25 protein-coding genes and 1 pseudogene are annotated in these 21,109 nt (G+C 66.1%); 11 read left to right on the forward strand and 15 right to left on the reverse strand.

The window, feature by feature from the left end:
- Nucleotides 1-11 precede the first annotated feature (11 nt).
- The 5 genes from CyaNS01_RS05445 to CyaNS01_RS05465 are packed head-to-tail and all read left to right on the forward strand — an operon-like array spanning nucleotide 12 to nucleotide 2,218.
- Nucleotides 12-389: a Na+/H+ antiporter subunit E gene (locus tag CyaNS01_RS05445; RefSeq protein ID WP_186699479.1), complete on the forward strand. Its 378-nt coding sequence runs from the start codon at nucleotides 12-14 to the stop codon at nucleotides 387-389.
- Entirely contained in the window at nucleotides 386-634 is a 249-nt protein-coding gene (locus CyaNS01_RS05450; protein ID WP_186699481.1) for a hypothetical protein, read from the forward strand. The genes CyaNS01_RS05445 and CyaNS01_RS05450 overlap by 4 nt, the downstream gene beginning before the upstream one ends.
- Nucleotides 631-969 (forward strand): monovalent cation/H(+) antiporter subunit G, encoded by a 339-nt coding sequence (locus tag CyaNS01_RS05455; RefSeq protein WP_225875829.1) that lies wholly within the window; start codon nucleotides 631-633, stop codon nucleotides 967-969. The genes CyaNS01_RS05450 and CyaNS01_RS05455 overlap by 4 nt, the downstream gene beginning before the upstream one ends.
- The gene (locus CyaNS01_RS05460; RefSeq protein ID WP_225875830.1) at nucleotides 966-1,559 is read left to right on the forward strand and encodes a hydrogenase subunit MbhD domain-containing protein; all 594 of its coding nucleotides are present in this window, start codon (nucleotides 966-968) and stop codon (nucleotides 1,557-1,559) included. The genes CyaNS01_RS05455 and CyaNS01_RS05460 overlap by 4 nt, the downstream gene beginning before the upstream one ends.
- Complete coding sequence (locus CyaNS01_RS05465) at nucleotides 1,556-2,218, forward strand: Na(+)/H(+) antiporter subunit B (RefSeq protein ID WP_186699483.1); 663 nt, start codon at nucleotides 1,556-1,558, stop codon at nucleotides 2,216-2,218. Before CyaNS01_RS05460 ends, CyaNS01_RS05465 begins: the two co-directional genes overlap by 4 nt.
- Here the strand turns inward: CyaNS01_RS05465 and CyaNS01_RS05470 are convergent.
- Nucleotides 2,215-2,880: an SDR family oxidoreductase gene (locus tag CyaNS01_RS05470; protein WP_186699485.1), complete on the reverse strand. Its 666-nt coding sequence runs from the start codon at nucleotides 2,878-2,880 to the stop codon at nucleotides 2,215-2,217. The genes CyaNS01_RS05465 and CyaNS01_RS05470 overlap by 4 nt on opposite strands.
- 181 nt (nucleotides 2,881-3,061) lie before the next feature.
- On the opposite strand from CyaNS01_RS05470, the gene CyaNS01_RS05475 reads away from it, so the two are divergent.
- Nucleotides 3,062-4,483 carry a Rieske 2Fe-2S domain-containing protein gene (locus tag CyaNS01_RS05475; protein WP_186699487.1) on the forward strand — a complete coding sequence of 474 codons (1,422 nt, stop codon included), beginning with the start codon at nucleotides 3,062-3,064 and terminating at the stop codon, nucleotides 4,481-4,483.
- A gap of 46 nt (nucleotides 4,484-4,529) precedes the next feature.
- Here the strand turns inward: CyaNS01_RS05475 and CyaNS01_RS14740 are convergent.
- Nucleotides 4,530-4,610: pseudogene (locus CyaNS01_RS14740) on the reverse strand (nitrogen fixation protein); the annotation flags it as partial.
- Between the two features lie 191 nt (nucleotides 4,611-4,801).
- Here CyaNS01_RS14740 and CyaNS01_RS05485 point away from each other — a divergent pair.
- Nucleotides 4,802-5,140, forward strand: coding sequence for a hypothetical protein (locus CyaNS01_RS05485; RefSeq protein WP_186699489.1), 339 nt, complete (start codon nucleotides 4,802-4,804; stop codon nucleotides 5,138-5,140).
- Here the strand turns inward: CyaNS01_RS05485 and aroB are convergent.
- Nucleotides 5,113-6,270 (reverse strand): 3-dehydroquinate synthase, encoded by a 1,158-nt coding sequence (aroB, locus tag CyaNS01_RS05490; RefSeq protein ID WP_186699491.1) that lies wholly within the window; start codon nucleotides 6,268-6,270, stop codon nucleotides 5,113-5,115. The genes CyaNS01_RS05485 and aroB overlap by 28 nt on opposite strands.
- A 32-nt stretch (nucleotides 6,271-6,302) precedes the next feature.
- Nucleotides 6,303-6,728: a hypothetical protein gene (locus tag CyaNS01_RS05495; protein WP_225875831.1), complete on the reverse strand. Its 426-nt coding sequence runs from the start codon at nucleotides 6,726-6,728 to the stop codon at nucleotides 6,303-6,305.
- Nucleotides 6,729-6,763: 35 nt separating this feature from the next.
- Between CyaNS01_RS05495 and CyaNS01_RS05500 the strand changes: the two genes are divergently transcribed.
- Nucleotides 6,764-7,027, forward strand: coding sequence for a DUF3365 domain-containing protein (locus CyaNS01_RS05500; protein WP_186699493.1), 264 nt, complete (start codon nucleotides 6,764-6,766; stop codon nucleotides 7,025-7,027).
- Nucleotides 7,028-7,031: 4 nt separating this feature from the next.
- Nucleotides 7,032-7,562: a cytochrome b/b6 domain-containing protein gene (locus tag CyaNS01_RS05505; protein ID WP_186699495.1), complete on the forward strand. Its 531-nt coding sequence runs from the start codon at nucleotides 7,032-7,034 to the stop codon at nucleotides 7,560-7,562.
- Here CyaNS01_RS05505 and CyaNS01_RS05510 read toward each other — a convergent pair.
- The 6 genes from CyaNS01_RS05510 to CyaNS01_RS05535 all read right to left on the reverse strand — a co-directional run bounded on the left by CyaNS01_RS05510 (nucleotide 7,529) and on the right by CyaNS01_RS05535 (nucleotide 13,765).
- On the reverse strand, nucleotides 7,529-7,744 hold the full coding sequence (locus tag CyaNS01_RS05510) for a hypothetical protein (RefSeq protein ID WP_186699497.1): 216 nt from the start codon (nucleotides 7,742-7,744) through the stop codon (nucleotides 7,529-7,531). The genes CyaNS01_RS05505 and CyaNS01_RS05510 overlap by 34 nt on opposite strands.
- 214 nt (nucleotides 7,745-7,958) lie before the next feature.
- Nucleotides 7,959-8,777 carry a polyphosphate kinase 2 gene (gene ppk2, locus CyaNS01_RS05515; RefSeq protein ID WP_186699499.1) on the reverse strand — a complete coding sequence of 273 codons (819 nt, stop codon included), beginning with the start codon at nucleotides 8,775-8,777 and terminating at the stop codon, nucleotides 7,959-7,961.
- 28 nt (nucleotides 8,778-8,805) lie between these two features.
- Entirely contained in the window at nucleotides 8,806-11,922 is a 3,117-nt protein-coding gene (locus CyaNS01_RS05520) for a type I restriction endonuclease subunit R (RefSeq protein WP_186699501.1), read from the reverse strand.
- Complete coding sequence (locus CyaNS01_RS05525) at nucleotides 11,919-12,968, reverse strand: virulence RhuM family protein (RefSeq protein ID WP_186699502.1); 1,050 nt, start codon at nucleotides 12,966-12,968, stop codon at nucleotides 11,919-11,921. Before CyaNS01_RS05525 ends, CyaNS01_RS05520 begins: the two co-directional genes overlap by 4 nt.
- A gap of 4 nt (nucleotides 12,969-12,972) precedes the next feature.
- Entirely contained in the window at nucleotides 12,973-13,431 is a 459-nt protein-coding gene (locus CyaNS01_RS05530) for a HEPN domain-containing protein (RefSeq protein ID WP_186699505.1), read from the reverse strand.
- Nucleotides 13,418-13,765, reverse strand: a complete 348-nt coding sequence (locus CyaNS01_RS05535) for a nucleotidyltransferase domain-containing protein (protein WP_186699507.1) — start codon at nucleotides 13,763-13,765, stop codon at nucleotides 13,418-13,420. The genes CyaNS01_RS05530 and CyaNS01_RS05535 overlap by 14 nt, the downstream gene beginning before the upstream one ends.
- A 128-nt stretch (nucleotides 13,766-13,893) precedes the next feature.
- On the opposite strand from CyaNS01_RS05535, the gene CyaNS01_RS05540 reads away from it, so the two are divergent.
- Both CyaNS01_RS05540 and CyaNS01_RS05545 read left to right on the forward strand, forming a co-directional pair.
- Nucleotides 13,894-14,178: a DUF1778 domain-containing protein gene (locus CyaNS01_RS05540; protein WP_186699509.1), complete on the forward strand. Its 285-nt coding sequence runs from the start codon at nucleotides 13,894-13,896 to the stop codon at nucleotides 14,176-14,178.
- Nucleotides 14,175-14,693 carry a GNAT family N-acetyltransferase gene (locus tag CyaNS01_RS05545; protein ID WP_186699511.1) on the forward strand — a complete coding sequence of 173 codons (519 nt, stop codon included), beginning with the start codon at nucleotides 14,175-14,177 and terminating at the stop codon, nucleotides 14,691-14,693. Before CyaNS01_RS05540 ends, CyaNS01_RS05545 begins: the two co-directional genes overlap by 4 nt.
- 67 nt (nucleotides 14,694-14,760) lie before the next feature.
- Here the strand turns inward: CyaNS01_RS05545 and CyaNS01_RS14835 are convergent, their stop codons facing one another.
- The 5 genes from CyaNS01_RS14835 to CyaNS01_RS05570 form a co-directional block, all read right to left on the reverse strand.
- Nucleotides 14,761-15,522, reverse strand: coding sequence for a GIY-YIG nuclease family protein (locus CyaNS01_RS14835; RefSeq protein ID WP_186699513.1), 762 nt, complete (start codon nucleotides 15,520-15,522; stop codon nucleotides 14,761-14,763).
- 204 nt (nucleotides 15,523-15,726) lie between these two features.
- Complete coding sequence (locus CyaNS01_RS05555) at nucleotides 15,727-17,136, reverse strand: ATP-binding protein (RefSeq protein WP_186699515.1); 1,410 nt, start codon at nucleotides 17,134-17,136, stop codon at nucleotides 15,727-15,729.
- Nucleotides 17,136-18,437: a restriction endonuclease subunit S gene (locus CyaNS01_RS05560; RefSeq protein WP_186699517.1), complete on the reverse strand. Its 1,302-nt coding sequence runs from the start codon at nucleotides 18,435-18,437 to the stop codon at nucleotides 17,136-17,138. The genes CyaNS01_RS05555 and CyaNS01_RS05560 overlap by 1 nt, the downstream gene beginning before the upstream one ends.
- Nucleotides 18,427-20,136 (reverse strand): class I SAM-dependent DNA methyltransferase, encoded by a 1,710-nt coding sequence (locus tag CyaNS01_RS05565; protein ID WP_225875909.1) that lies wholly within the window; start codon nucleotides 20,134-20,136, stop codon nucleotides 18,427-18,429. The genes CyaNS01_RS05560 and CyaNS01_RS05565 overlap by 11 nt, the downstream gene beginning before the upstream one ends.
- Nucleotides 20,126-21,100: a M23 family metallopeptidase gene (locus CyaNS01_RS05570; RefSeq protein WP_225875832.1), complete on the reverse strand. Its 975-nt coding sequence runs from the start codon at nucleotides 21,098-21,100 to the stop codon at nucleotides 20,126-20,128. The genes CyaNS01_RS05565 and CyaNS01_RS05570 overlap by 11 nt, the downstream gene beginning before the upstream one ends.
- Nucleotides 21,101-21,109 lie beyond the last annotated feature (9 nt).

The raw sequence follows: 21,109 nt of genomic DNA on the forward strand, positions 1-21,109 counted from the left end.
TCACCGTGGCCATGAGGCTGCTGATCTGGTGTCTGCTCAGCGGCGATCTGGGCACCACGAATGTGGCGATCGGCCTGGCCGTGGCCCTGGCCCTGCCCATGGCCCGGCGCAGCCGCCACGTGCCCCTGACCCAGCTGGTCAGCTCTCTGCTGGCCAGCCTGGTGGCGATCCCGGTGGCCTATGGAGAGGCGTTGAGCCTTCTGGTGCTGGGTTCACGGCTCAAGGGCCGGGTGGAACCCTCGCCGGTGCGATCCCGGGGCTCGGCCCTGCTCACCTTCCTGGAGGTGTTTCGCATCACCCTCACACCGCTCACCATCGCCCTGGGGGTGGAGCGCGACGGACGCTCCTACCGGGTGCACCGCATGGCACGGCCGGAGGCCAAGCCATGAGCTTGATCCTGTTGGGAATGGTGCTGGCCCTGCTGCTGCCGATCCTGGTGGCCTGCCGCTCCACCGATGTCTGGCATCGCCTCGCGGCCTTCGCGAGTGTGTCCACCAAGGTGGCGATCATGATGCTGGCGGTGTCTGTGGTGCGCGACGACTGGATGCTGGGCATCGTGGGCGTGATCGTGCTCAGCGTCGGTAATGCCGCCGTGATGCTGCTGGCCAACCTGCTGCGGGGGGTGGACCGATGAACCTCAGCCTGGTGAGCATGGTGCTGCTGCTCAGCGGCCTGGTGTTCTGGTTTTCCGGCACCTGGCCCCTGCTGGGCCGCTCCAGCTTCCTGCGCAAGCTCCACTACCTGGGCATCGCAGACACCCTCGGCTCCGCCCTGATGGTGGTGGGCCTGTTGTTGCGCTTCGTGCCGGAATGGCCCCTGCTGCTGCTGGCGCTGCTGTCGCTGGTGGTGTGGAACACGATCTTCGGCTACGTGTTAGCCAGTTGCTCCCAGCCGCTGCTGCCGCCCCCGGCCGAGGAGGCTGAGCGCCCCGCCGCAGAGCCCAGGCGCTCGGCAGGGGACCCGTCGTGAACGCATTGGACTTCACCCTCACCACGGATGCGGCCCTGCTGCTGCCGATCACGGCGCTGTTGCCGCTCACGGCGATCCTGCTGGTGGCCCAGTCGAACCCCTATCAGACCCTGGTGATGCGGGGCATTCTCGGGGCGGTGGCGGCCCTGATCTACGCCCTGCTCGGTGCCGCCGATGTGGCCCTCACCGAGGCCCTGGTGGGCACCCTGCTCTCCACCACCCTCTATGCCGTGGCCCTGCGCTCCTCGATGGTGCTGCGGCTGTCCCTGCCTGGCGGGGCGATGCCGCCCGAAGCGGTCAGCCAGCGCCTGCGGAGCTGGCTGGAGCCGCTGCACCTGCGCCTGGAGCTGGTGCCCCAGCCCCAGCCCGGCGAACCCGGCCTGCACGGCCGCCTGATCCGGGCCGAGGCCGAATCCGCCTACGCCCTGCTGCTACATCGCCCCCAGCTGCTCGATCACCTGGCCTCCCTGCCCGGGGCTGACGGCTGGCGGCAGGAGGGCCACCGGCTCGAGTTGATCCGGGCCGAGGGCCCCGTGCCGGCGCCGGCGTTGGCGGGCGGCTCTGGCGCGCCTGGTGAGGTGGCGCCATGAACTGGGTCTATGCCCTGGCGGCCGTGATGCTCTGCCTGGCGCCCCTGGCGCTGGCCATGCCGGAGCCGGCGCCGCTCGATCAGGTGCTGGAGCTGCTGCTGCGCACCGGGGATGTGCCCAATCTGGTGGCCACCGTGATCCTCGAGACCCGCCTCTACGACACGGTGTCGGAGGTGGTGGTGTTCACCCTGGCCTCGATCGGTGTGCGCTGGATCTTCAGCGGTGAGCCGAGCCAGCGGCGTATCCGCGGTCTGCAGGACGCCCCCTCGGTGGTGCTGTGCCAGCTGGGCTCCACCGTCTGCGCCCTGGTGGCGGTGGAGCTGGCCCTGCGCGGCCACCTCTCGCCGGGGGGAGGCTTCGCGGCCGGGGTGTCGGGGGGAACGGCGATCGGCCTGCTGCTGATCAGCGGCTCGGTGCGGCTGGCCGACCGGCTCTACCAGCGCTATCGGGCCGACCTGTGGGAGAAGGCGGCGGTGGTGGCCTTCCTGCTGGTGGCGCTGCTCAGCCTGGAGGGGCTGGTTCCCTGGGGCAGCGGCAGCTTCGGCACGATCGACAGCGGCGGCTGGATCCCCCTGCTCAACGTGCTGGTGGCCGTGAAGGTGACCCTGGGTTCCTGGGCGATGGTGCAGCTGCTGGTGCGCTACCGGGGCCTGCTCTAGCTGGCGGCCAGCCAGCTGCCCAGGGGCTGGGGCGGCTGATCGGGGCTGCTGGTGATCTCCACGATCTGCCCCACCGAAGCGGGCGTGTCGAGGCAGTCGAGGCAGACGCGGGCCACCAGCCGCCTGGGGATGCTGTTGCTCTCCTGCTGGTCGGGGCCGCTGAACACCACGCCCTCGGCCTCGAGGCCCTCGTCCCGCTCGCTGAGCCCGCCGGGCCGCACGATGGTCCAGGCCAGGCCGCTCTGCTCGAGCCAGCGCTCCCCCAGCCGCTTCCACATCAGGATCAGGCCGAACAGGTTCAGCGGGTGCAGCAGGCGGCCGGCGCAGAGCGAGCTCACCAGCACCACCCGGTTCACGCCCACGGCGGTGCAGGCGCTGATCTGCTCACGCACCCCGAAGGCATCCACCTTGAGCGGGCCGGCCAGGTCCACCGAGGGCCGGGCGCCGGTGGCGATCACCAGGGCCTCGCAGCCGCGCAGCGCGGTCTGCAGCGCCGTGCTGTCCGACAACTCCAGCCGCACCACCTCGGCCCCCTCCAGTCCGGCGGGCAGCTGGGAGGCTGGCCGCACCAGGGCCTTCACCTGATGGCCGCGCTGCAGGGCCTCCTGAACGACCCGCCAGCCTGTCTTGCCCGAGGCTCCGCTCACTGCGATTGTTGCCATGGGTCGACTTCAGGCCCGGGGGGGCACATCACATGCTCGACCCTAGAAAACCAATGGCTTCTTCGTCGGGCTCGCCCTCTGCTCCGCTGGCCTCGAGCCTCGCCGCAGGGTTACCCGTCCCTAAGGTCGGCCCATAGGGCAGCTTTCGAGGCTCGCCTGACCGCCTTTCTGACGCGTCGCCATGGGCTGGAACAACCAGTGGTATGCCGTGGCCTATCTGGACGATCTCGATCGCACCAGGCCCACGCCCTTCACCCTGCTGGAGCAGGACCTGGTGCTCTGGTGGGACGCCGGAGCCGAGCAATGGCGCGCCTTCGCCGATGTCTGCCCGCACCGCCTGGTTCCCCTCAGTGAGGGGCGGCTCAACGGCCGTGGAGAGCTGGAGTGCCCCTACCACGGCTGGAGTTTCGATGGCAGCGGTCACTGCACCACCATCCCCCAGGCCGACGCCGCCCAGGCGGGCACCGCCTGCGCCAGTGCCCGCTCGAGCTGCGGCGTGTTTGCCACGGCCACCGGCCAGGGGCTGCTGTTCGTGTTCGCGGGGGAGGCGGAGCTGGCGGAGCATCGGCGCCTGCCCCTGGTGCCCACCCTGGAAGAGCCCGGCTGGCTGGTGCAGGACACCTTCCGGGACCTTCCCATGGACGCCCTCACCCTGCTCGAGAATGTGCTCGATGTGAGCCATGTGCCCTTCACCCACCACCTCACCGTGGGGCGGCGCGAGAACGCGGCGCCGGTGGAGGCCCTGATCACCAGCGAGGGGGCCGAGGGCTTCACGGCCACATGGGAGGAGGGGCCCCGGCGGGGCAAGCTCGGCAGCCAGTTCACCACTTTCGCGGCGCCGGGCCTGATGTGGCACGACCTCACCGCCAAGGGTTTTGCCCGCATCCTCACCGTGGTGTACGCCACGCCGATCCGCCCTGGGGAATGCCGCCTGTTCGCCCGCTTCCCGTTCCAGTTCGAATCGGCGTTGCCGAAGCTGCTGCTGCCCCTGCGGCCTCGCTGGCTGCAGCACCTGGCCAACCACATCGTGCTGGAGGACGACCAGGTGTTCCTGCACGGCCAGGAGCGGCGGCTGCAGCAGCGCGGTGGCCGCTCAGCCTTCGCCCAGGCCTGCTTCCTGCCCACCAGCTCGGATGTGTACGTCCGGGCCCTGCACGCCTGGGTGGAGAACCATGGCGGTGAGCCCTTCCCCGGCAGATCCCTGCCCCCCCGGCTCGGTGGCGACGCCCTGATGGAGCGACAGCAGGCCCACACGAGCCATTGCCGGGCCTGCTCCGGTGCCCAGCGTGGCCTGCGCCGGCTGCGGCCCTGGCTGCAGCTGTTCACCGGCCTGGCCCTGGTGTCCACGGCCGCCCTGGCTGGTGCGGCCCTGGCTGGCGGCGTCGGCCTGGGGGCTGGCTGGCTCCCCTGCATGGGTGCGGGGCTGCTGAGCCTGGCAGGCTGGTTGGGGCTGGCTCAGCTGGAGGGCTGGCTGGAGGGCCTCAGCCGAGGGGCAGGCCTGCCCCCCCGCAATGCTCCAGAGCCTGGCCGTCCTGGGGCTCCTGCCGCATCGGCTGCCCCTTCCGATCGGCGATCCGCGCGCGCGCCAGATCCAGTGAGGTGATGCGGTAGCCGAGGGTGCGGGCGGCGAGCACCAGCTCAGGCTCACTGCGGCAGTGGCTCAGGGCCCGGCGCAGAGCGTTGTCGGCCTCGGCACTCTCCACCAACCGTTCCAGTTCACTCCAGCTCATCGCCGATCGCGCCTCTGGGGGCCTGCTCAGTGGACATCACCACCTTGCCCGTGGTCGCGGCGAACAGCAAGGTTCCGCCCGTTACCGTCCGCCCGGGGGCTCCGACCGATCAGACGTGCTGATTGCCAGGCCGCCGGGGTTGGCAAGGGCTGAGGTGTCGCTATGCAGAGGAGGAAGGGCGAAGGATTTGCATGGATCGCTTGCCGCCCGACTCCGGGGACAATCAGCCGATCACGCCCCATGCGGCGCCGATCCTCGATGTGGAGGGGCAGCTCACCTACATCGGCGCTGACGGACGCCGCTACGTGGTGGGTCTGCCGCCGGAGACCGATAAGGAGAGCGTGGAGCGGGTGATGGCCACCCTGCGGCGCGGTGCCGGCGTGTTCCAGCAGATCGAAGACCTGTGCCATCGCTGGATCCGGGAGGTGAGCGGCGCCGAGCTGGAGTCGCGGGCGGCCCTGGTGCTGCTGCTCACCACCCTGGAAACGGCCCTGGAGGAGGACTACCCCGAGAGCAGCTCCGACCCCTGAGCGCAGGCCCGCAGGGCCTCGAGGATGGTGGCGCGTTCCACGTCGTCGCGGATCTCCACGCTGCCGATCGCCGTGGGCAGCACGAAGCGCAGCCGGCCCTCGCGCACCTTCTTGTCGCCCTGCAGGCAGCGCAGCACGGCCTCGGGGTCCAGCTGCGGCCACTGCCGGGGCAGGCCGGCGGCGTCGATCAGGGCCAGCTGGCGGGCCTGGTCGGCTCGGCTCCAGAGCCCCATCGCCACGGCGATCTCGCCGGCCGCCGCCATGCCGATCGCCACGGCCTCGCCATGCAGCCAGGTGCCATAGCCACAGAGGGTCTCCACCACGTGGCCGAGGGTGTGGCCGTAGTTGAGGATCGCCCGCAGGCCGCCCTCCCGTTCGTCGGCCGCCACCACCCGGGCCTTGGCGGCGGCGGAGCGCTCCAGCAAGGTGTGCAGCAGTTCGGCGCCCACCGCCTCGCGGCTGGCCAGGGCAGTGCCGGGCTGCTGCCGCGCTGCCGTTTCGAGGGCGTCGAACAGCCCGGGATCGCCGATCACGCCGTACTTGATCACCTCGGCCATGCCGGCCCGGAACTCCCGCTCCGGCAGGGTGCTGAGCACCAGCGGATCGATCAGCACCAGACGCGGCTGGTGGAAGGCGCCGATCAGGTTCTTGCCGCCTGGGTGGTTGACGCCGGTCTTGCCGCCGATCGCCGCATCCACCATCGCCAGCAGGGTGGTGGGCACCTGCACCACGGCGATGCCCCGCAGCCAGGTGGCGGCGGCGAAGCCGGCCATGTCACCCACCACGCCACCGCCGAGGGCCACGATCAACGAGCCGCGCTCCAGCCGCTGCTTGAAGGCAGCGTCGTGGATCAGGCCCACGGTGGCGGGGGTTTTCTGGTCTTCCCCGGCTTCGATCACCAGCCGCTCGGCGGCCAGGCCGGCCCGCTCCAGGCTGGCCAGCACCGTGGCGCCGTAGGGGCGGTCCACATCGGGGTTGGTCACCACCAGCGCCTTGGTGCCGGCCTTCGGGCCCAGCTGCCGCAGCCGCTCGCCCAGCTGGGCCAGGCAGCCTTCGCCGATCACCACCGGGTAGGGGTTGGTGCTGAGCTCCACGGCGATGGTGCGGATCGCGGCGGGGGTGGCGGCCATGGGCGAGGGCGGGGGTGGAGCGAGGCTAGGGCTCATGGGGCGGCCGGACGCTGCGCCGCAGGAAGAAACCGGCTGATGAACAGGGCCATCGGGGTGGGACCGCAGCGGGGGTGCCAGCTGGCACCGGGCAGGCGGCGCCAGCACTGCACCAGCAGATGGGGATCCGCCCCCGGAATGAGTTCGATGCCGTAGCGGTACTCCGCGTCGGCGGCCTGATCAGGCGCGGTGAGCGGTTCTGCCCTGGCCTGGGTGCTCAGGAAGGCAGCGAGGAACGTGGAGGCATCACCGCCTTCCCGCAGGGCGGTGGCGAACCGCCAGGCGGCGCCGGTGGGATAGCCGTCGTGGTGGAGGTAGAGATGGCACTCAGGTATCCCTGGGAAGCCAGTAAAGGAGTAGACGGCGCGGGTGGCCAAGGCGGTGGGACGGCTGCACTGGGGAGTGCCACCGTCGTCAACCACTCGATCCTCACCGCGGCGGTCTGGGCATCGAGGCCATGCATGAGCGCAACGTGCGCAACCTCCCCCTCGATCTGGCGGCCGGCCTGGCCAAAGCGGTGGTGGAGATGGTGCAGCTCGATCGGAGGCGCGTGGGGCTGGTCTGCCATGGCACGAAAGCCAGCCCTCCGGCCCTCGTGAAGGAGAACGATTCCGATGACAAGGCCGTCGATTTCAAAGTGGGCGATCTGCGCGGCTTGGATGCCGTGTTCATCGCCGAGGTGCAGCAGGCCCATGGCACGCTGCAAGAAACCTTCGCCTGATGCCATGGCGCGCCCCTACCAACCCTCTCTGCTGCGCCTGCTGCATGGGGGCACGGCCCTGCTGGTGCTGGGCTGCTGGCTGAGTGGCCTGTTCGTCTACAGCCGCTACGACGGCCGCTGGGGGCGACTGCCCTTCACCCCGGCTGGAGACTGGATCGACATCCATGGTCTGATCGGCGTTGGGCTGCTGGTGCTGGCCCTGCCCTTCGTGGCCTATGCCTTCACCCTGGGCCGCTCGCGGCTGCGGCGGTTGACCAACAGCCTGACCCTGGAGGCCCTGGCCGTGGCGATCGGCACGGGAAAGCTGATGGAGGAGGACTGGCTGAGGGAAGGCCAGCTGCACCATGTGGTGTATGGCCTTCACCTGCTGGGCTGGCTGCTGATCGGCCTGGCCGTGCTGGTGCACGTGGGCGACAGCCTGCGGCTGGGGGGCTGGCCGCTGCTGAACTCGATGGCAAGCCCAGTTCTGAAAAAGGGCGACCTGCCGGGCGACTGGCCGGCTCAGGTGGGGCGGTTTCTGCGGCGCGGAGGCTGACAGCGCCATGGCCTCCGCTTCGGCCAGAAGATCGAAAGCTGATGGATGCCCGGATCGCCTCCTTTGCGCTCACCGCTCGGGATGGCGCGGTAGTCGTAGACGCGGGCCGGCAGAATTTCATCCAACCCCTCAATCCGCTCGCAGGCGAAGGCGATCTCGCCACACACAATCAGGTTGATCACCACCGGCCCCGCATCGAGGCAGGTGTTCGATCACCTGCTGGCCCATCCCGGCCTCACGGCAGAAGACCGGCCAGGCCTGCACCATGCCAGCTGCCGCAGTTGCGCGTCGATGGCGTCGTTTGCTGATCGCGGCTTCGGGCGACGCCTCAGACAACACAATCTCGCGCCACGGCTGCTCGTTCCGGCAGCGAGCCGCTGAGGTGAAGCGCGCTGATCAGTTGTCGATGAACAGCGAATGGGCCGTGCGCACGACCCGTGGATCGGGCTCACAGGCGACGCCCTGGTCTTTGTGCTCGTAGTCCAGGGCATGGAGGACGCTGCGGATGGCACCGAGGCGGGCCCGTTTCTTCTCGTTGGAGTTGACGATCGTCCATGGCGCCACGAGGGTGTCGGTGGCGAGCAGCATCTCGTTGCGGGCTTCGGTGTAGGCGTCGTACTTCGCCACACTGGCTTCGTCGATGGGCGAAATCTTCCACTGCTTGAGCGGATCGTCGCGTCGATCGTCGAAACGCAGTTTCTGCCTGCCCTGCGACACGGTGAACCACATCTTGAACAGCCTAATTCCACTGCTCACGAGGGACTGCTCAAAGCCGGGAACCTGGCGCAGAAACAGGGCGTGCTGCTGCGGTGTACAGAAGCCCATCACCTTTTCGACGCCGGCCCGGTTGTACCAGGACCTGTCGAACATCGTGATTTCTCCCGCCGCTGGCAGGTGCGGAACATAGCGCTGGAAGTACCACTGGGTTGCTTCGGCATCGTTGGGTTTGGCCAGCGCCACATGCTCACTACCGCGTGGATTGAGGTGTTCGCGGAACCGCTTGATCGATCCACCCTTGCCCGCCGCATCGCGACCTTCGAACAGGATCACCACGCGCTCTCCGACAGCCTTGATGTGACGCTGCGCTTTGAGCAGTTCAATCTGGAGCGATTCAAGGTCGCGCTTGTAGTGCTTCTTGTCGATCGTTTCGGCGTAGGGCAGATTGTTCTGCATCTCCTCGATCGACTGAACGGGGGAGGGGTGCTGCTTGCTCATGAGCCTGCATCATGATCTGGCGATGCTCTCATACCCAGGCGGCGCAGAGCAGCTCCGCCTGGGCGAGCACGGTTTTCACCGCGGCGTCCTGCAGATCGGGGGGATAGCCGTATTTGTTGAGGATGCGCTTCACCATCACGCGGATCCGGGCGCGGGCACTTTCGCGCAGGGTCCAGTCGATCGACACGCTCTTCTTCACCTGGGTGATCAGCTCAGCAGCAATAAGTTTGAGCTTGGCGTCACCCATCGCCTGCACGGCGCTGTCTTTGGCGGCGAGGGCGTCGTAGAAGGCGACTTCGTCGTGGCTGAGGCCAAGGGATTCGCCGCGCTTGCTGGCGGCATCGAGTTCCTTGGCGAGGGCGATCAGCTCTTCGATCACCTGGGCTGTGGTGATGGCGCGGCTGTGATAGGCATTCAGAGTGGTTTTGAGCTTTTCGGAGAACACCTGGCTCTGCACCAGGTTGCGCTTGGAGCGCACTTTGAGTTCGTCTTTGAGCAGCTTCTCCAGCAGCTCGGCGGCCACGTTCCTGTGCTTGAGACCCCGCACCTCAGCCAGGAACTGATCGCTGAGGATGGAGATGTCGGGCCTGGGCAGGCCGGCGGCGGTGAACACATCGATCACCTGGCCATCGGTGGTGATGGCCTTGCTCACCAGCTGGCGGATGGCGGCGTCGATCTGCTCGGGCGCCCGGCTGGTGCCGCTGGTTGCCTTGGAGAAGGCCGCTTGAATGGCCTGAAAGAAACTCACGTCGTCGCGGATGGCGGTGGCCTCATCGCTGGCGGCGCTGAGGGCGAAGGCGCGGGAGAGTTCGGCCACCAGCTGCAGCCAGCGCTGCTTGCCGTTCTCCTGCAGCAGGATGTGCTCCTGGCCGGCGGGAAGGAGCTGCAGGCGCTCGCTGGGGGTGCCGCTGCTCCAGACCGACCAGTCGAAACCGTGCAGCAGATCCGAGGCGATGCCGTGTTTTTCGAGCATCACGGCGATGGCCTGGGCGGGGTCGAAGGTGGGGTCGCCCTGGCCGCCACTTTCGGTGTAGCTGGCCAGGGCGCGCTTGAGCTGATCGGCGAGGCCGAGGTAATCCACCACCAGGCCGCCGGGCTTGTCGCGGAACACCCGGTTGACGCGGGCGATCGCCTGCATCAGGCCGTGGCCCTGCATCGGCTTGTCGGCATACATGGTGTGCAGGCAGGGCGCATCGAAGCCGGTGAGCCACATGTCACGCACGATCACGATCCTGAAGGGGTCGGCGGCATCTTTGAAGCGGTTGGCCAGCTGGCGACGGGCTTCCTTGCTGCGGATGTGGGGCTGCCAGTCGGGGCCGTCATCGGCGCTGCCGGTCATCACCACCTTGAGGGTGTCGTGTGCCCACTCGGGCCGCAGCTGGATCAGGGCGTTGTGGAGATCGACGCAGATGCGGCGGCTCATGCACACCACCATGGCCTTGCCGTCCATCGCCTCCAGGCGTTTCTCGAGGTGAGCCACCAGGTCGGCGGCCACGAGCGCGAGGCGATCGGGATCGCCCACCAAGGCTTCGAGGGCGGCCCATTTGGTTTTCAGCTTTTCCTTCTGCGTGAGCTCCTCGCCTTCGGTGATCTCCTCGAACTCGGCGTCCAGACCGGGCAGCGCGGCGGCATTCAGGGAAAGCTTGGAGATGCGGCTCTCGTAGTAGATCGGCACGGTGGCCTTGTCGGCCACGGCGCGCTGGATGTCGTAGATGGAGATGTAATCGCCGAACACCGCCCGGGTGTTGGCGTCGGTCTGCTCGATCGGCGTGCCGGTGAAGCCGATGAAGGAGGCATTGGGGAGGGCCTCACGCAGGTTGCTGGCGAAGCCGTAGGACATTTCGCCGGTCTTCTCGTTCACCTTGGCGCCGAAGCCGTACTGGCTGCGGTGCGCTTCATCGGCGATCACCACGATGTTCTGCCGGGCGCTCAGCTCGGGCATCGCTTCGCCCCGTTCCGGCATGAACTTCTGGATGGTGGTGAACACCACGCCGCCGCTGGCCCGGTTGAGCAGGTCGCGCAACTGCTCGCGACTGGCGGCCTGCACGGGTGTCTGGCCGAGGATGTCGGCGCAGCGCTGGAACTGGCCGAAGAGCTGGTCGTCGAGATCGTTGCGATCGGTGAGCACCACCAGGGTGGGGTTCTGCATCGCGGCCGCGCGGATCATGCGGGCGGCGAAGAAGAGCATGGTGAAACTCTTGCCGCTGCCCTGGGTGTGCCACACCACGCCGGCGCGGCGGTCGCCCGGCCGGCCGCCCTGGCTGCGGCACGCAGGGCCCATGCCGCTGGCGCGCACGGTTTCCTGCACCGCCGCGTTCACGGCATGGAACTGGTGATAGCCGGCGATGATCTTGTGCAGGGCACCTGAATCCGGGTCTTCCTCGAAGACGATGAAGTGCTGCAGCAGATCGAGAAAGCGCTGCGGCGCGAACACGCCACGAATCAGCGTTTCCAGCTCCAGGGCTGTGGTCGGCGCGTCGGCTTCGCCATCGATGCTGCGCCACAGCTTGAACCACTCCTGGTTGGCCGTGATCGAGCCGATGCGGGCCTGCAGGCCGTCGCTCACCACCAGGGCAGCGTTGTACTGGAGGAGTGAGGGAATCTCAGCTTTGTAGGTCTGCAGCTGGGCGTAGGCGCTCCAGATGGTGGCGTCTTCAGCGGCGGCGTTCTTGAGCTCAATCAGGCCGAGGGGGAGCCCGTTGAGGAACACCACCAGGTCGGGCCGGCGGTTGTGCTGGCCATCGCTGACGGAGAACTGGTTCACCACCAGCCAGTCGTTGGCAGTGGCGGCGGCGAAGTCGACCAGCCGCACGTGATCGCCGGCGATGCTGCCATCGGGCCGGGGGTATTCCACCGGCACGCCCTCACGCAGCAGGCGGTGGAAGGCGCGGTTGGTCTGCACCAGCGAGGGGGTAGCGAGGCGCAAGAGCTTGCGCAGCGCTTCTTCCCGGGCCTCCTCAGGAATGGCCGGGTTGAGCTGGCGGATGGTGTCGCGCAGCCGGCCCACCAGAACCACATCGCTGAACGACTCGCGCTCCGCCGCCGGTTCGCCGGGAGCCAGCTGGGGGCCGGGGAGCACGACATAGCCCAGTTCCTGGAACCAGCTGAGAGCCGCCTCTTCGACCATGGCTTCGTTGAGGGTCATGGCTTGGGCCGTTTGGGCTTCTTCGGCCTCGGCAAGTTCTTCAAGTCCTTGGCAGCCTTCTCAAATTCCACATCGATACGCTGAGGTTGCCCATCGAGCAGCGCCCGATACCGGCCATACTCCAGCTCTGCTTTCCTCCTGGCAGACTCAGCAGAAACACTTCCTGCGTGATCCAGGACATCACGCCCGGAGATGGCCAGGAATTCATCCAGCTTCGTGATCCAGGCCTGCATTGTCATTGGCTTGCGCTCCAGCGCCTGGAGCTCCGCATATTCGATGTAGAGGCTAACGATACGGTTCAAGACCTGTAGTTCATCTGCTGAGAGGTAGTTCTTGGCGACAGACACGTCACCTTTACGAACGAGACCGCTTGGTCGTGTGGTCTGCAGGCCCATGAACGGCTTCGGCGAATCCACCCGCTCGGCGATCACTTCAGCCGCCGTATGGCCATGGGCTGCCCAATGCATCTTGTTCTGCACAGTAGCGAAGAACAGCTGAGTTGTTTCCGCATCAGGCGTATAGTCCACACTCGTTACGTAGATATCCAGCACCTTCTGATAAAACCGACGTTCCGACGAGCGGATGTCGCGGATGCGATCCAGAAGCTCGTCAAAATAGTCTCTCTGACCCTTGCCAGGGGGATTCTTCAGCCGCTCGTCGTCCATGGTGAAGCCCTTCACCAGATACTCGTTCAAGCAGCCGATGGCCCACTGGCGGAACTGGGTGCCTCGATGGCTGCGCACGCGGAAACCGACGGCCAGAACCGCTTCAAGTCGATAATGGCGAAGCTTGCGCGAGACTTCTCGCCCACCCTCCAAGCGAACTTGTAAGTAGTCCTTACAAGTTGCCGATTCGACCAGCTCACCCTCGGCAAAGATGCTCTTCAAATGCAGGGTCACGTTCTGGGGAGTCGTTTCAAACAGCTCGGCCATCTGTGCCTGGGTTAGCCACAGGGTTTCATCTTCTAGTCGGCATTGGATGCGCGTGCGGCCATCTTCTGTCTGGTAGAGGATGATTTCGGAACCGGGCAAAACTTCGTCGCTCATGAGTTCAGCCAGCTTCTTGATTGAACTGTTGCAGATATTGCAACGGTTGTTGGCGAAGCCTTGCAACTGGCCGGGCGCCAGCCGAGGGCCGCCTCTTCGATGAGGGCTTCGTTGAGAGTGATGGCGGATCCAACGGATCAGTCGCCGCCGCGATGACCCCGCCCACGAACTCCTCCAACGCCAAGAGTATTGGCAGCCACTCCTGCCGCTCGATGGTGGCTTCGAACGGGAGGTCGTCGTAGCGGAACACGGTGGCGAAAGGGGTCAGGTTTTCCACCGTCAGCAGAGCCTCGGGAATACGCACATCCACGGCAGCGAGTAGATCCAGCAGCAGGCCCAGATCATGGGTGCGGGGGTAGTCGTGACCGCCCAGCGCCAGCAACGCCTTGATCAGCTTCCGCAGCACGGCAAGGTCTTGTGCAGCCTTGCGTTGCAGCAGCTGGGCCTGCTCAATCGCCCGCATAGAGCACCCGGCCTTGCGTGCGGGCAGCGAACTCCACCGTGCCCGGCACCTGGGCGCGGGAGTCATAGAGGGCCTCGCTGGTGACGATCAGGTCGATCGGCATCAGCAGCCCGCGCAGGACACGGCGCAGGCGCAGCATCTCCTGGTATCGGTCGGCCACCTGGGCTTCCACCACGAGAAGGTCAAGGTCGTTGGCAACGCTGAGATCGCCGGTGGCAGCAGAGCCAAAGGCGATCAGGCGCGTGGGGGCTGCGGCATCCACCAACCGGCGCAGGGCTTCTGCGATCTTCTCGGGGGTCACCGCCCAGGGCTTGCCGGTGACGTCCACGCTCATCATGGTCTTGGCAACGCTGCCATCCTCTGGCCAGAGGCTAGTCGGTGCCTGGGGTGTTGACAGGTCTCGTGCCAGTCCCCGATGGCCTGTTGAGTGGCCGTACAATGGCCGTACAGAGAGGCAAAACCTTGGACGCCGCCAGCACCCGTTCCCGCAATCGACGCATCGAAGTAAGGGCAACGGCTGAAGATCGCCAACTGATTGATCGGGCCGTCATCGCTTCCGGCACCGATCTCACCGGGTTCGTGATCACCCATCTGCGCCTGGCCGCCCAGCAGGTGCTGGCCGACCGCGAGGAATTCCGCCTTGACCCCGAGGCTCTCGACGCCTGGGAGCGCATCAACGAACGGCCGGCACGTTCGCTGAAGGGGCTGCGTGCGCTGATGGATCGGCCCTCACCGTTTCAGGAGTGAGCGCCGGCTACCTGTCGCCCCGGCTGCTGGCCTCCGCCGATCGCCTCGATGGTTTCGAATGCCGGTCTGAGGAGCAGACGCTCTGGTTGAGAAAGCACGCCCGCCAGGCCCATGCCCGTGGCGGCACCAGCAGGGTGTTCGTGGTCACCGAAGCGGGTGGCTGCGATGTGGTGGCTTTCTATGCCTGGTGCATGGCCAGCATCACGCCGGCGCAGGCCCCGCCGCGGCTGCGCAAAGGCGCCGGCCGCTATCCCCAGCCCATTGCCCTGCTGGCCCGGCTCGGGGTTGGCCTTCAACATGAAGGACGGGGCCTCGGTGCCGCTCTGCTGGCGGATGTGATCAGCCGCACCGCGCAGATCGGCTCCGAAGTGGGTTGCCGCTGGTTGCTCGTCCATGCCGAGAGCGCGGCGGCCAGGGCGTTCTACCTGCACCTGATTCCGGAGTTCGAGCCCTCCCCCACCGACCCGTTGCACCTGGTGCTGCTGATGAAGGACATCCTGCGGACGTTGCGGTGACCGGCGGAAATGGCCAGATTCTCGATGGGATCCATCCGCCGGCACCCTCAGTCGAGCCGGCTGGATTTCAGGGTTCAGCCTCTCTTGAGGCCGCCGCCGCCGCCCGCTCCTGGTGATCCTTGAGGCTGATCCCGGCAGCATCCTTCCAGTCAAGCCGGCCGTTGGCGCTGCGGGCGAGAAGCAGCCCCGCCGCCTGGGACGGTGACTTGAACTCATAGTCCTGGAGCAGTTCCACCTGGTTGTCCAGCTTGGCGAGCACGCCCTGCCGGATGAGTTGCTCCCGCGTGCGCATCAGGCCGTCGGGAGAGCTGGCCACGAAGTCGCGGCGCCCCTTGGCCCCCTTGAGAACGGTGAACCCGTTTGGTGACTCGTATCCCCTGCCCTCGGCCTCCGCTCGGTCCATCTCGGCCAGGTTCACAGCGTGGCCCTGCACCACGTTCTCCAGCCGGCAGCGCTTGGCCGCCTGGGCCAGGCCGATCAGCCGGGCCTCCAGGTGCTGGGCGTGGGCCTTGTTCAGGTAGCCGTCCTTGGAGGTGAAGGCGTAGGCGGTGGTCCAGAACTCCTTGGCCTGGTGCTGCTCCAGGCGCCGCCCGAGGGGGTCCGCCTCCCCGATGTACGCAAGGTCGGCGCCGCCGTCCTCAGGGTCGGGGCCTGTGAGCACATACACGCCAGGGCGTCCTGCCTCCGGGCGTTGGGTGAACTCCTTGAGCTGGGAGCGAGGGATCACGTAGCCGATGCCGCTCCAGTTCGTCTTCTCCACGATTCGCATCCCCTCCGGCAGCCCAGAGGGCACGAACAAGCGCAGGGCGAATGGGCGGGTGGTAGTCATGGAGTGAGGTGGTTTTTGGCGGTGTTTTCCTGTCGCTCGTGGTCGGGGTCTTCGTCTGCGATGGACTCGGTGGAGGGGGGTGGTCAAGGCACCGGCTTCGCTTGGGTGCCGGGATCGGGGATAGCCTTAAAAAAGAAAGTGCTTGCGCTGCAAGGCTTTTGGAGGAAAGGCCACCCAGCTCGGTGCGAAGGAATTAAATGAAGCTCAGGCCCAGAACGGTAGGTACCGGGCAAATTTCCGGGAGCCGCCCACGCTTTGGTCCGGCTTGATCAGGCCAGCCTCAATCGTGGCCGCGATCACCTGGGAGGCGATGGCGGCCTTGTCCTCAGCAAGATGGAAACGATCGCGCAGCGACTGGTTGGTCATGTGCTGAGCCATCACCCATTTCAGTGCGCCGTGTTGGTAGCAGGCGCGTACACGGTCGTTGCGATCCATCCGCTCAAACGGCCTTGGGCCGAAGATCGCCACCGATGTGCGCCGGAAGATGGAGCGGAAATCGGGTGCCGGCAACTGGTACACCTCGGCCGCCTGCACGACACGATCGATGCCGCTGCTCTTTTCCTCACAAATACCCATGCGGCGCATCAGGTCTGCGAGCCTTTCGTTGCGTGATTGGTAAGCGTCGATGAAACGCTCCACAGGTACCAACGGTTCACCTGGATTCGAGATCTCAACACGGTTACTGTAGATCTCTACCATGACTCCCGCGCCTTGGATTGTGAAGTCCTGGTGGATCAAGGCGTTGGCGATCAGCTCTCGCATCACCACGTCGGGCACCAGCTTGACCTCCTTGCGCAAGGCATCCTCGATGACCTCGTTCTGGGGCAACTGGGACATCACGAAGAGAACCAAGCCCTGGAAACCAACGGCATATCCACGGCCGCCGGTCTGGTCGAGGCGGGTTTCCAGCTTTGATTCGCCTGCATAGACGACAACACGAGGCGCCTTGCGTGAGACATCAGAAAATTGCTCAAGGTGCCGCGCCAGCAGCAACGCCCCGAGTCGGCGAATGGTGTATGTGCTTCCATCTTGATCAATAAGGCCCTCGCTTCTCAGCCGCTCAAGCACGCCTGCGCGTACGGTTGGGTATGGGAGGTTGAGCAACTCGAAGAAGGTCTGTGTGTCGAGAAGTTCCACCACCTGCTGTTCATCGAGGCCAGTACGTGATGGCTCTTCCAGCCAGTCGGGCTGCCCTTCTGCGAAGATCCGCCGCAACTGGTCCTCGCTCATCGGCATGAGCGAGGAGCCGGTACGCATCAAGTATTTGCCATCATGGTGATAGGCCGTACCCCGAGGACGCGACGGAATGTAGAACACGAGCACACGCCCATTGGGATGCGCCACTGCCTCAATGTCCACACGGAAGCCAACCGACTGAAAGAGCCTTTCGGCAGCATCAACGGTATTGGGAAAGGCCTGCGTTCCAACGACGGCGCGCGGTGGCTGATCCGCCACCCCAAGCATCAGCACGCCGCCACCCTCGTTGGCGATCGCAACACAGTATTCGCTCAGTTTGCGTGTGTCGAACTGCTGTTTTGCCTCCTTGAACTCCAGGCGCTGGCTTTCAGACGGTGCCTGCCGCCAGAGATTAATCTGCTCAGACGTCGTTCTCATCAGGCGACCTTGCCGATGAGCGACTCCGCATCCTTCGCCATCAACTCCCCGCTCAGCAGCTTCGGCAGCAGCGTGTCGCGCAGGGTGGTGAGGGTGTGGGATTGGTGGATATTGGCGCGCATTTGCGCGAGCGAAGGTTCGACAGTCCGGTCGAACGCTTGCATCAGAGGGGCTGGCGGGAAAATGTAGTCGAGTGTCTCGAAGGTCTGGCGCGTGATCGTGTCAAAAACCGTCCCGTGGGTGCGTTGCTGGAGGTCGGCGGTGGCTTGGCGGAGCGAGAAATAGGTGAAGAAATCAGCGTAGGCATTCACGCCTCGCACGCCATAGCAGGATTGGTTCATTGCCATCTGGGTGCCGACGAGAGCGAGTCTCCCGACAGTGCCGCGTGCGCTGATGATGGTCGTCCCTTCCGGCAAGACTTGGGTCGCACTGTTATCGACTCCCAGCTTCGTGACCTGCTTCTCTGTCTGAATTACCCAAATGTCGGTTTCAGACGGAGCATCTTTCACGGAATACCATGGGATGTCACCGTCCCAATAATTCGGTTCGGATGTCTTGGGCGTGCCGCCGCTGAGGAGTTCGATCTTGTTTGCGAGAGAGCAGACTTCCCATCTCTGCGGAATTGGACCGAGCGCTGATTCCACGAAGTGCTCAGGGAAGAGAGCTGCTGTTGCTGGATCAAGCCCAACAGGCTCCCTCCCATCCAACTTCGCCCGCACAGGATCGAAATCCACGAACCAGCTCTGGTACAGCGCCCGCGCCATCGCCTCCAGCGTCGCGTTCATCCGCCGGTTCAACTCGATCTTGTCGTCCAGCGCCCCAAGCACCGCCGCGATGGCTTTTTGCTCGGCGAGGGGTGGGAGATTTATCCAGAGCCGACGAAAGTCCGGGTAATGACCTTTGTATTCCTCAAGATGAACACGGCCTTTCGTCGAGTAGTAGAAGAACAGCGTTTCGCAAACACCTGGCCTTCCCACCATCGGGAATACATTTTGAATTACGGAAAAAGGTCGCCGCATGACCCGCATTTCGCAGGTATGGTTCGCAAACGTAATGACAGGCGAAGTCTTGGCTGCAACCACGCCCGGCTCTTCGTCATGGTAGCCGACGAACCCATATGCCGATTGGTCGATGACGGGAATCTTGCCAGACGGGAAAGATGTTTTCTGGTCAAAGCGCTTACCAATCTCCAGTTTTTCGAAGATGTGTTCAATCTGACACGTGCTCCACCCTTCGGGAGCGACGGAGAATGCGTCGTCCTCAGATTGGAGCTTGGGTAAATGAGGCCAGTCACGCGCCATAACCCAGCCCCCTCAGGTTAGCTTTGATGGCCTGCTCAAGCCTCGCGGATTCAGCAAACTGGGCCTCCAGCTCCGCCACCAACCTCGGCATCTTCTCCTCGAACGGCTCTCCATCATCTTCCACCTCCTCCGCGCCCACGTACCGCCCCGGTGTGAGCACGTGCCCATGGGCAGCAATCTCGGCGATGGTGGCGGACTTGCAGAACCCCGGTACATCGTCGTAGCTGCCCACACTGTCGGCGCTCCTCCAGCGGTGATAGGTGCCGCTGATCTTCTCCAGGTCGGCCTCCAGCAGCTCTCGGTGCACCCGATCGATCAGGCTGCCCAGCTTGCGGGCATCGATGAACAGGGTGTGCCCGCGTCGATCGCGGAAGCCCCGCTGGCTGTCGGCAGCTTTGCTCTTGGCCAGGAACCAGAGGCACACCGGAATCTGGGTGCTGTAGAAGAGCTGGCCGGGCATGGCCACCATGCAGTCCACCAGATCCGCCTCGATCAGGGCCTTGCGGATCTCGCCTTCGCCGCTCTGGTTGGAGCTCATGCTGCCGTTGGCGAGCACGAAGCCGGCCATGCCCTGGGGCGCCAGGTGGTGGAGGAAGTGCTGCACCCAGGCGAAGTTGGCGTTGCCCTTGGGCGGCACGCCGAACTGCCAGCGCACGTCGTCGTCACGGCGGACCCAGTCGGAGTCGTTGAACGGCGGATTGGCGAGCACGTAGTCGGCCCGCAGATCGGGATGCAGGTCGCGGCGGAAGCTGTCGGCGTGTTCGGGGCCGAAGTCGGCCTCGATGCCGCGCAGGGCCAGGTTCATCACCGCCAGGCGGCGGGTGGTGGCGTTGCTCTCCTGGCCGTAGATGGAGATATCGCCCAGCTTGCCGCCGTGGCTTTCCACGAATTTCTCGCTCTGCACGAACATGCCGCCGGAGCCGCAGCAGGGGTCGTAGATGCGGCCCTTGTAGGGCTCCAGCATCTCCACCAGGCAGCGCACCACACAGCTCGGCGTGTAGAACTGGCCGCCGTTCTTGCCCTCGGCCGACGCAAAGCGGGTGAGGAAGTATTCGTACACCCGGCCCAGCAGATCCACCGAGCGATGCGTCTGCTCCCCCTCGCTGGCGCCGCTCTCTCTGGAAGCAGTGAGTTCGATCGTGGCGATCACATCAATCAGCTCGCCGAGGCGCTGCTTGTCCAGCCCCGGACGGGCGTAGTCCTTCGGCAGCACCCCCTTGAGGCGGGGGTTGTCGCGTTCGATCGCCACCATGGCGTCGTCAACCAGCTTGCCGATGGTGGGCTGTTTGGCGTTGGCCTGCAGCTGATGCCAGCGAGCCTCGGCCGGCACCCAGAACACGTTCTCGGCTTTGTATTCGTCGGGGTCTTCGGGGTTGGCGCCTTCGTAGTCGCCCTCGCCGGCCAGCAGCTTGGCGCGCTGCTCTTCGAAGCTGTCTGAGATGTATTTAAGAAAAATCAGGCCGAGCACCACGTGCTTGTACTCGGCCGCGTCCATGTTGTTGCGCAGCTTGTCGGCCGTGAGCCAGAGCTTGGCCTCAAAGCCCAGGTTGGCGGTGCCGTTGCTGGATGCCCTGGCTTTGCGGCCGTTCTTCGCCTGTGCCGTGGCCTTCGCCACCGGTTCGGCTCCCACCAGCGACACGCTGTCGCTGCGGCCCCGGCCGCGTTTCACAATCCCCCTGCCAACGAGCTCAGTCTTCACCTCCTCGTAGAGGCCTTCGTCCCAGCTGAGCGCCTGGCGCAGGGCTGGGTTCTTGACGGGGCTGCCGGCCGTTTCCAGGGCTTCGAGGAAGTCGTCCAGTTGGTCCTGATCGGCCATCAATGGGCTGGGTTGGCGCCTCTGTTGCCAGTGTGCCCCCGCTCGGGGCTGCCGGCAGCAGCGGCGTGGGATCCACCGCCACCAGCCCCTGGGGCTGGCGTTGCCGCAGTTCCAGGTGCAGATGGGCCGTGCTGGCGTTGCCGCTCTGGCCCACCAGGCCCACGGTCTGACCCGCCGTCACGCTGTCGCCGGCCACAACGCTGGTGCGCAGCAGGTGGGCGTAGAGGCTCGACCAGCCGCTGCCGTGGTCGATCAGCACCGTGAGGCCGTAGCCGCTGATCTCCGCCACCCGCTGCACCGTTCCCGGCAGCACCGCCAGCACGGCGGTGCCCTCCGGCGCGATCAGATCCAGCCCGGTGTGCATGCGCCAGGCGCCCCGCGCCGGGGAATAGCGCCAGCCCCAGGGGGCCTGCTCCGAGGCGGCCACGGCCAGGGGGTAGTGCAGGGGGCCGGGGGGCTGGGATGCGCTCGGGGTTGGATCGGGCGGCAGCTGCTGCAGGGCGAGATCGCCGACGGGAACCTGCTGGGGCACCAGCTCTGGGCGTTTGGGTTTGGTGGTGGCATCTCCAGCTGGCTTGGGCTCCGGCGTGCGAGTGGGTTCGTACGTGGGGGCGAGCGTGGCGCCGGCGCCGCTCGCTGAGTCGGGAATGGGTGCTTCCAGGGACGCCTGCGGGCCGACCGGTGGCGGAGGCAGGGGCTGATGAAGTGGCGAGTGCAGTGGCCCCGCGGCGCTGGCCTCCCCCAGCAGGCTGCACAGCACCAGGCCCCACAGCGGCAGGCCCCACAGTGGCTGGCCCCACAGCGGCTGGCAGACGGGCAGCATCGATCCGATGGCGGCGGCAGCCACCGCGTTGTA

The sequence above is a fragment of the Cyanobium sp. NS01 genome (assembly GCF_014280235.1).
In the GTDB taxonomy this organism is placed as follows: Bacteria; Cyanobacteriota; Cyanobacteriia; order PCC-6307; family Cyanobiaceae; genus NIES-981.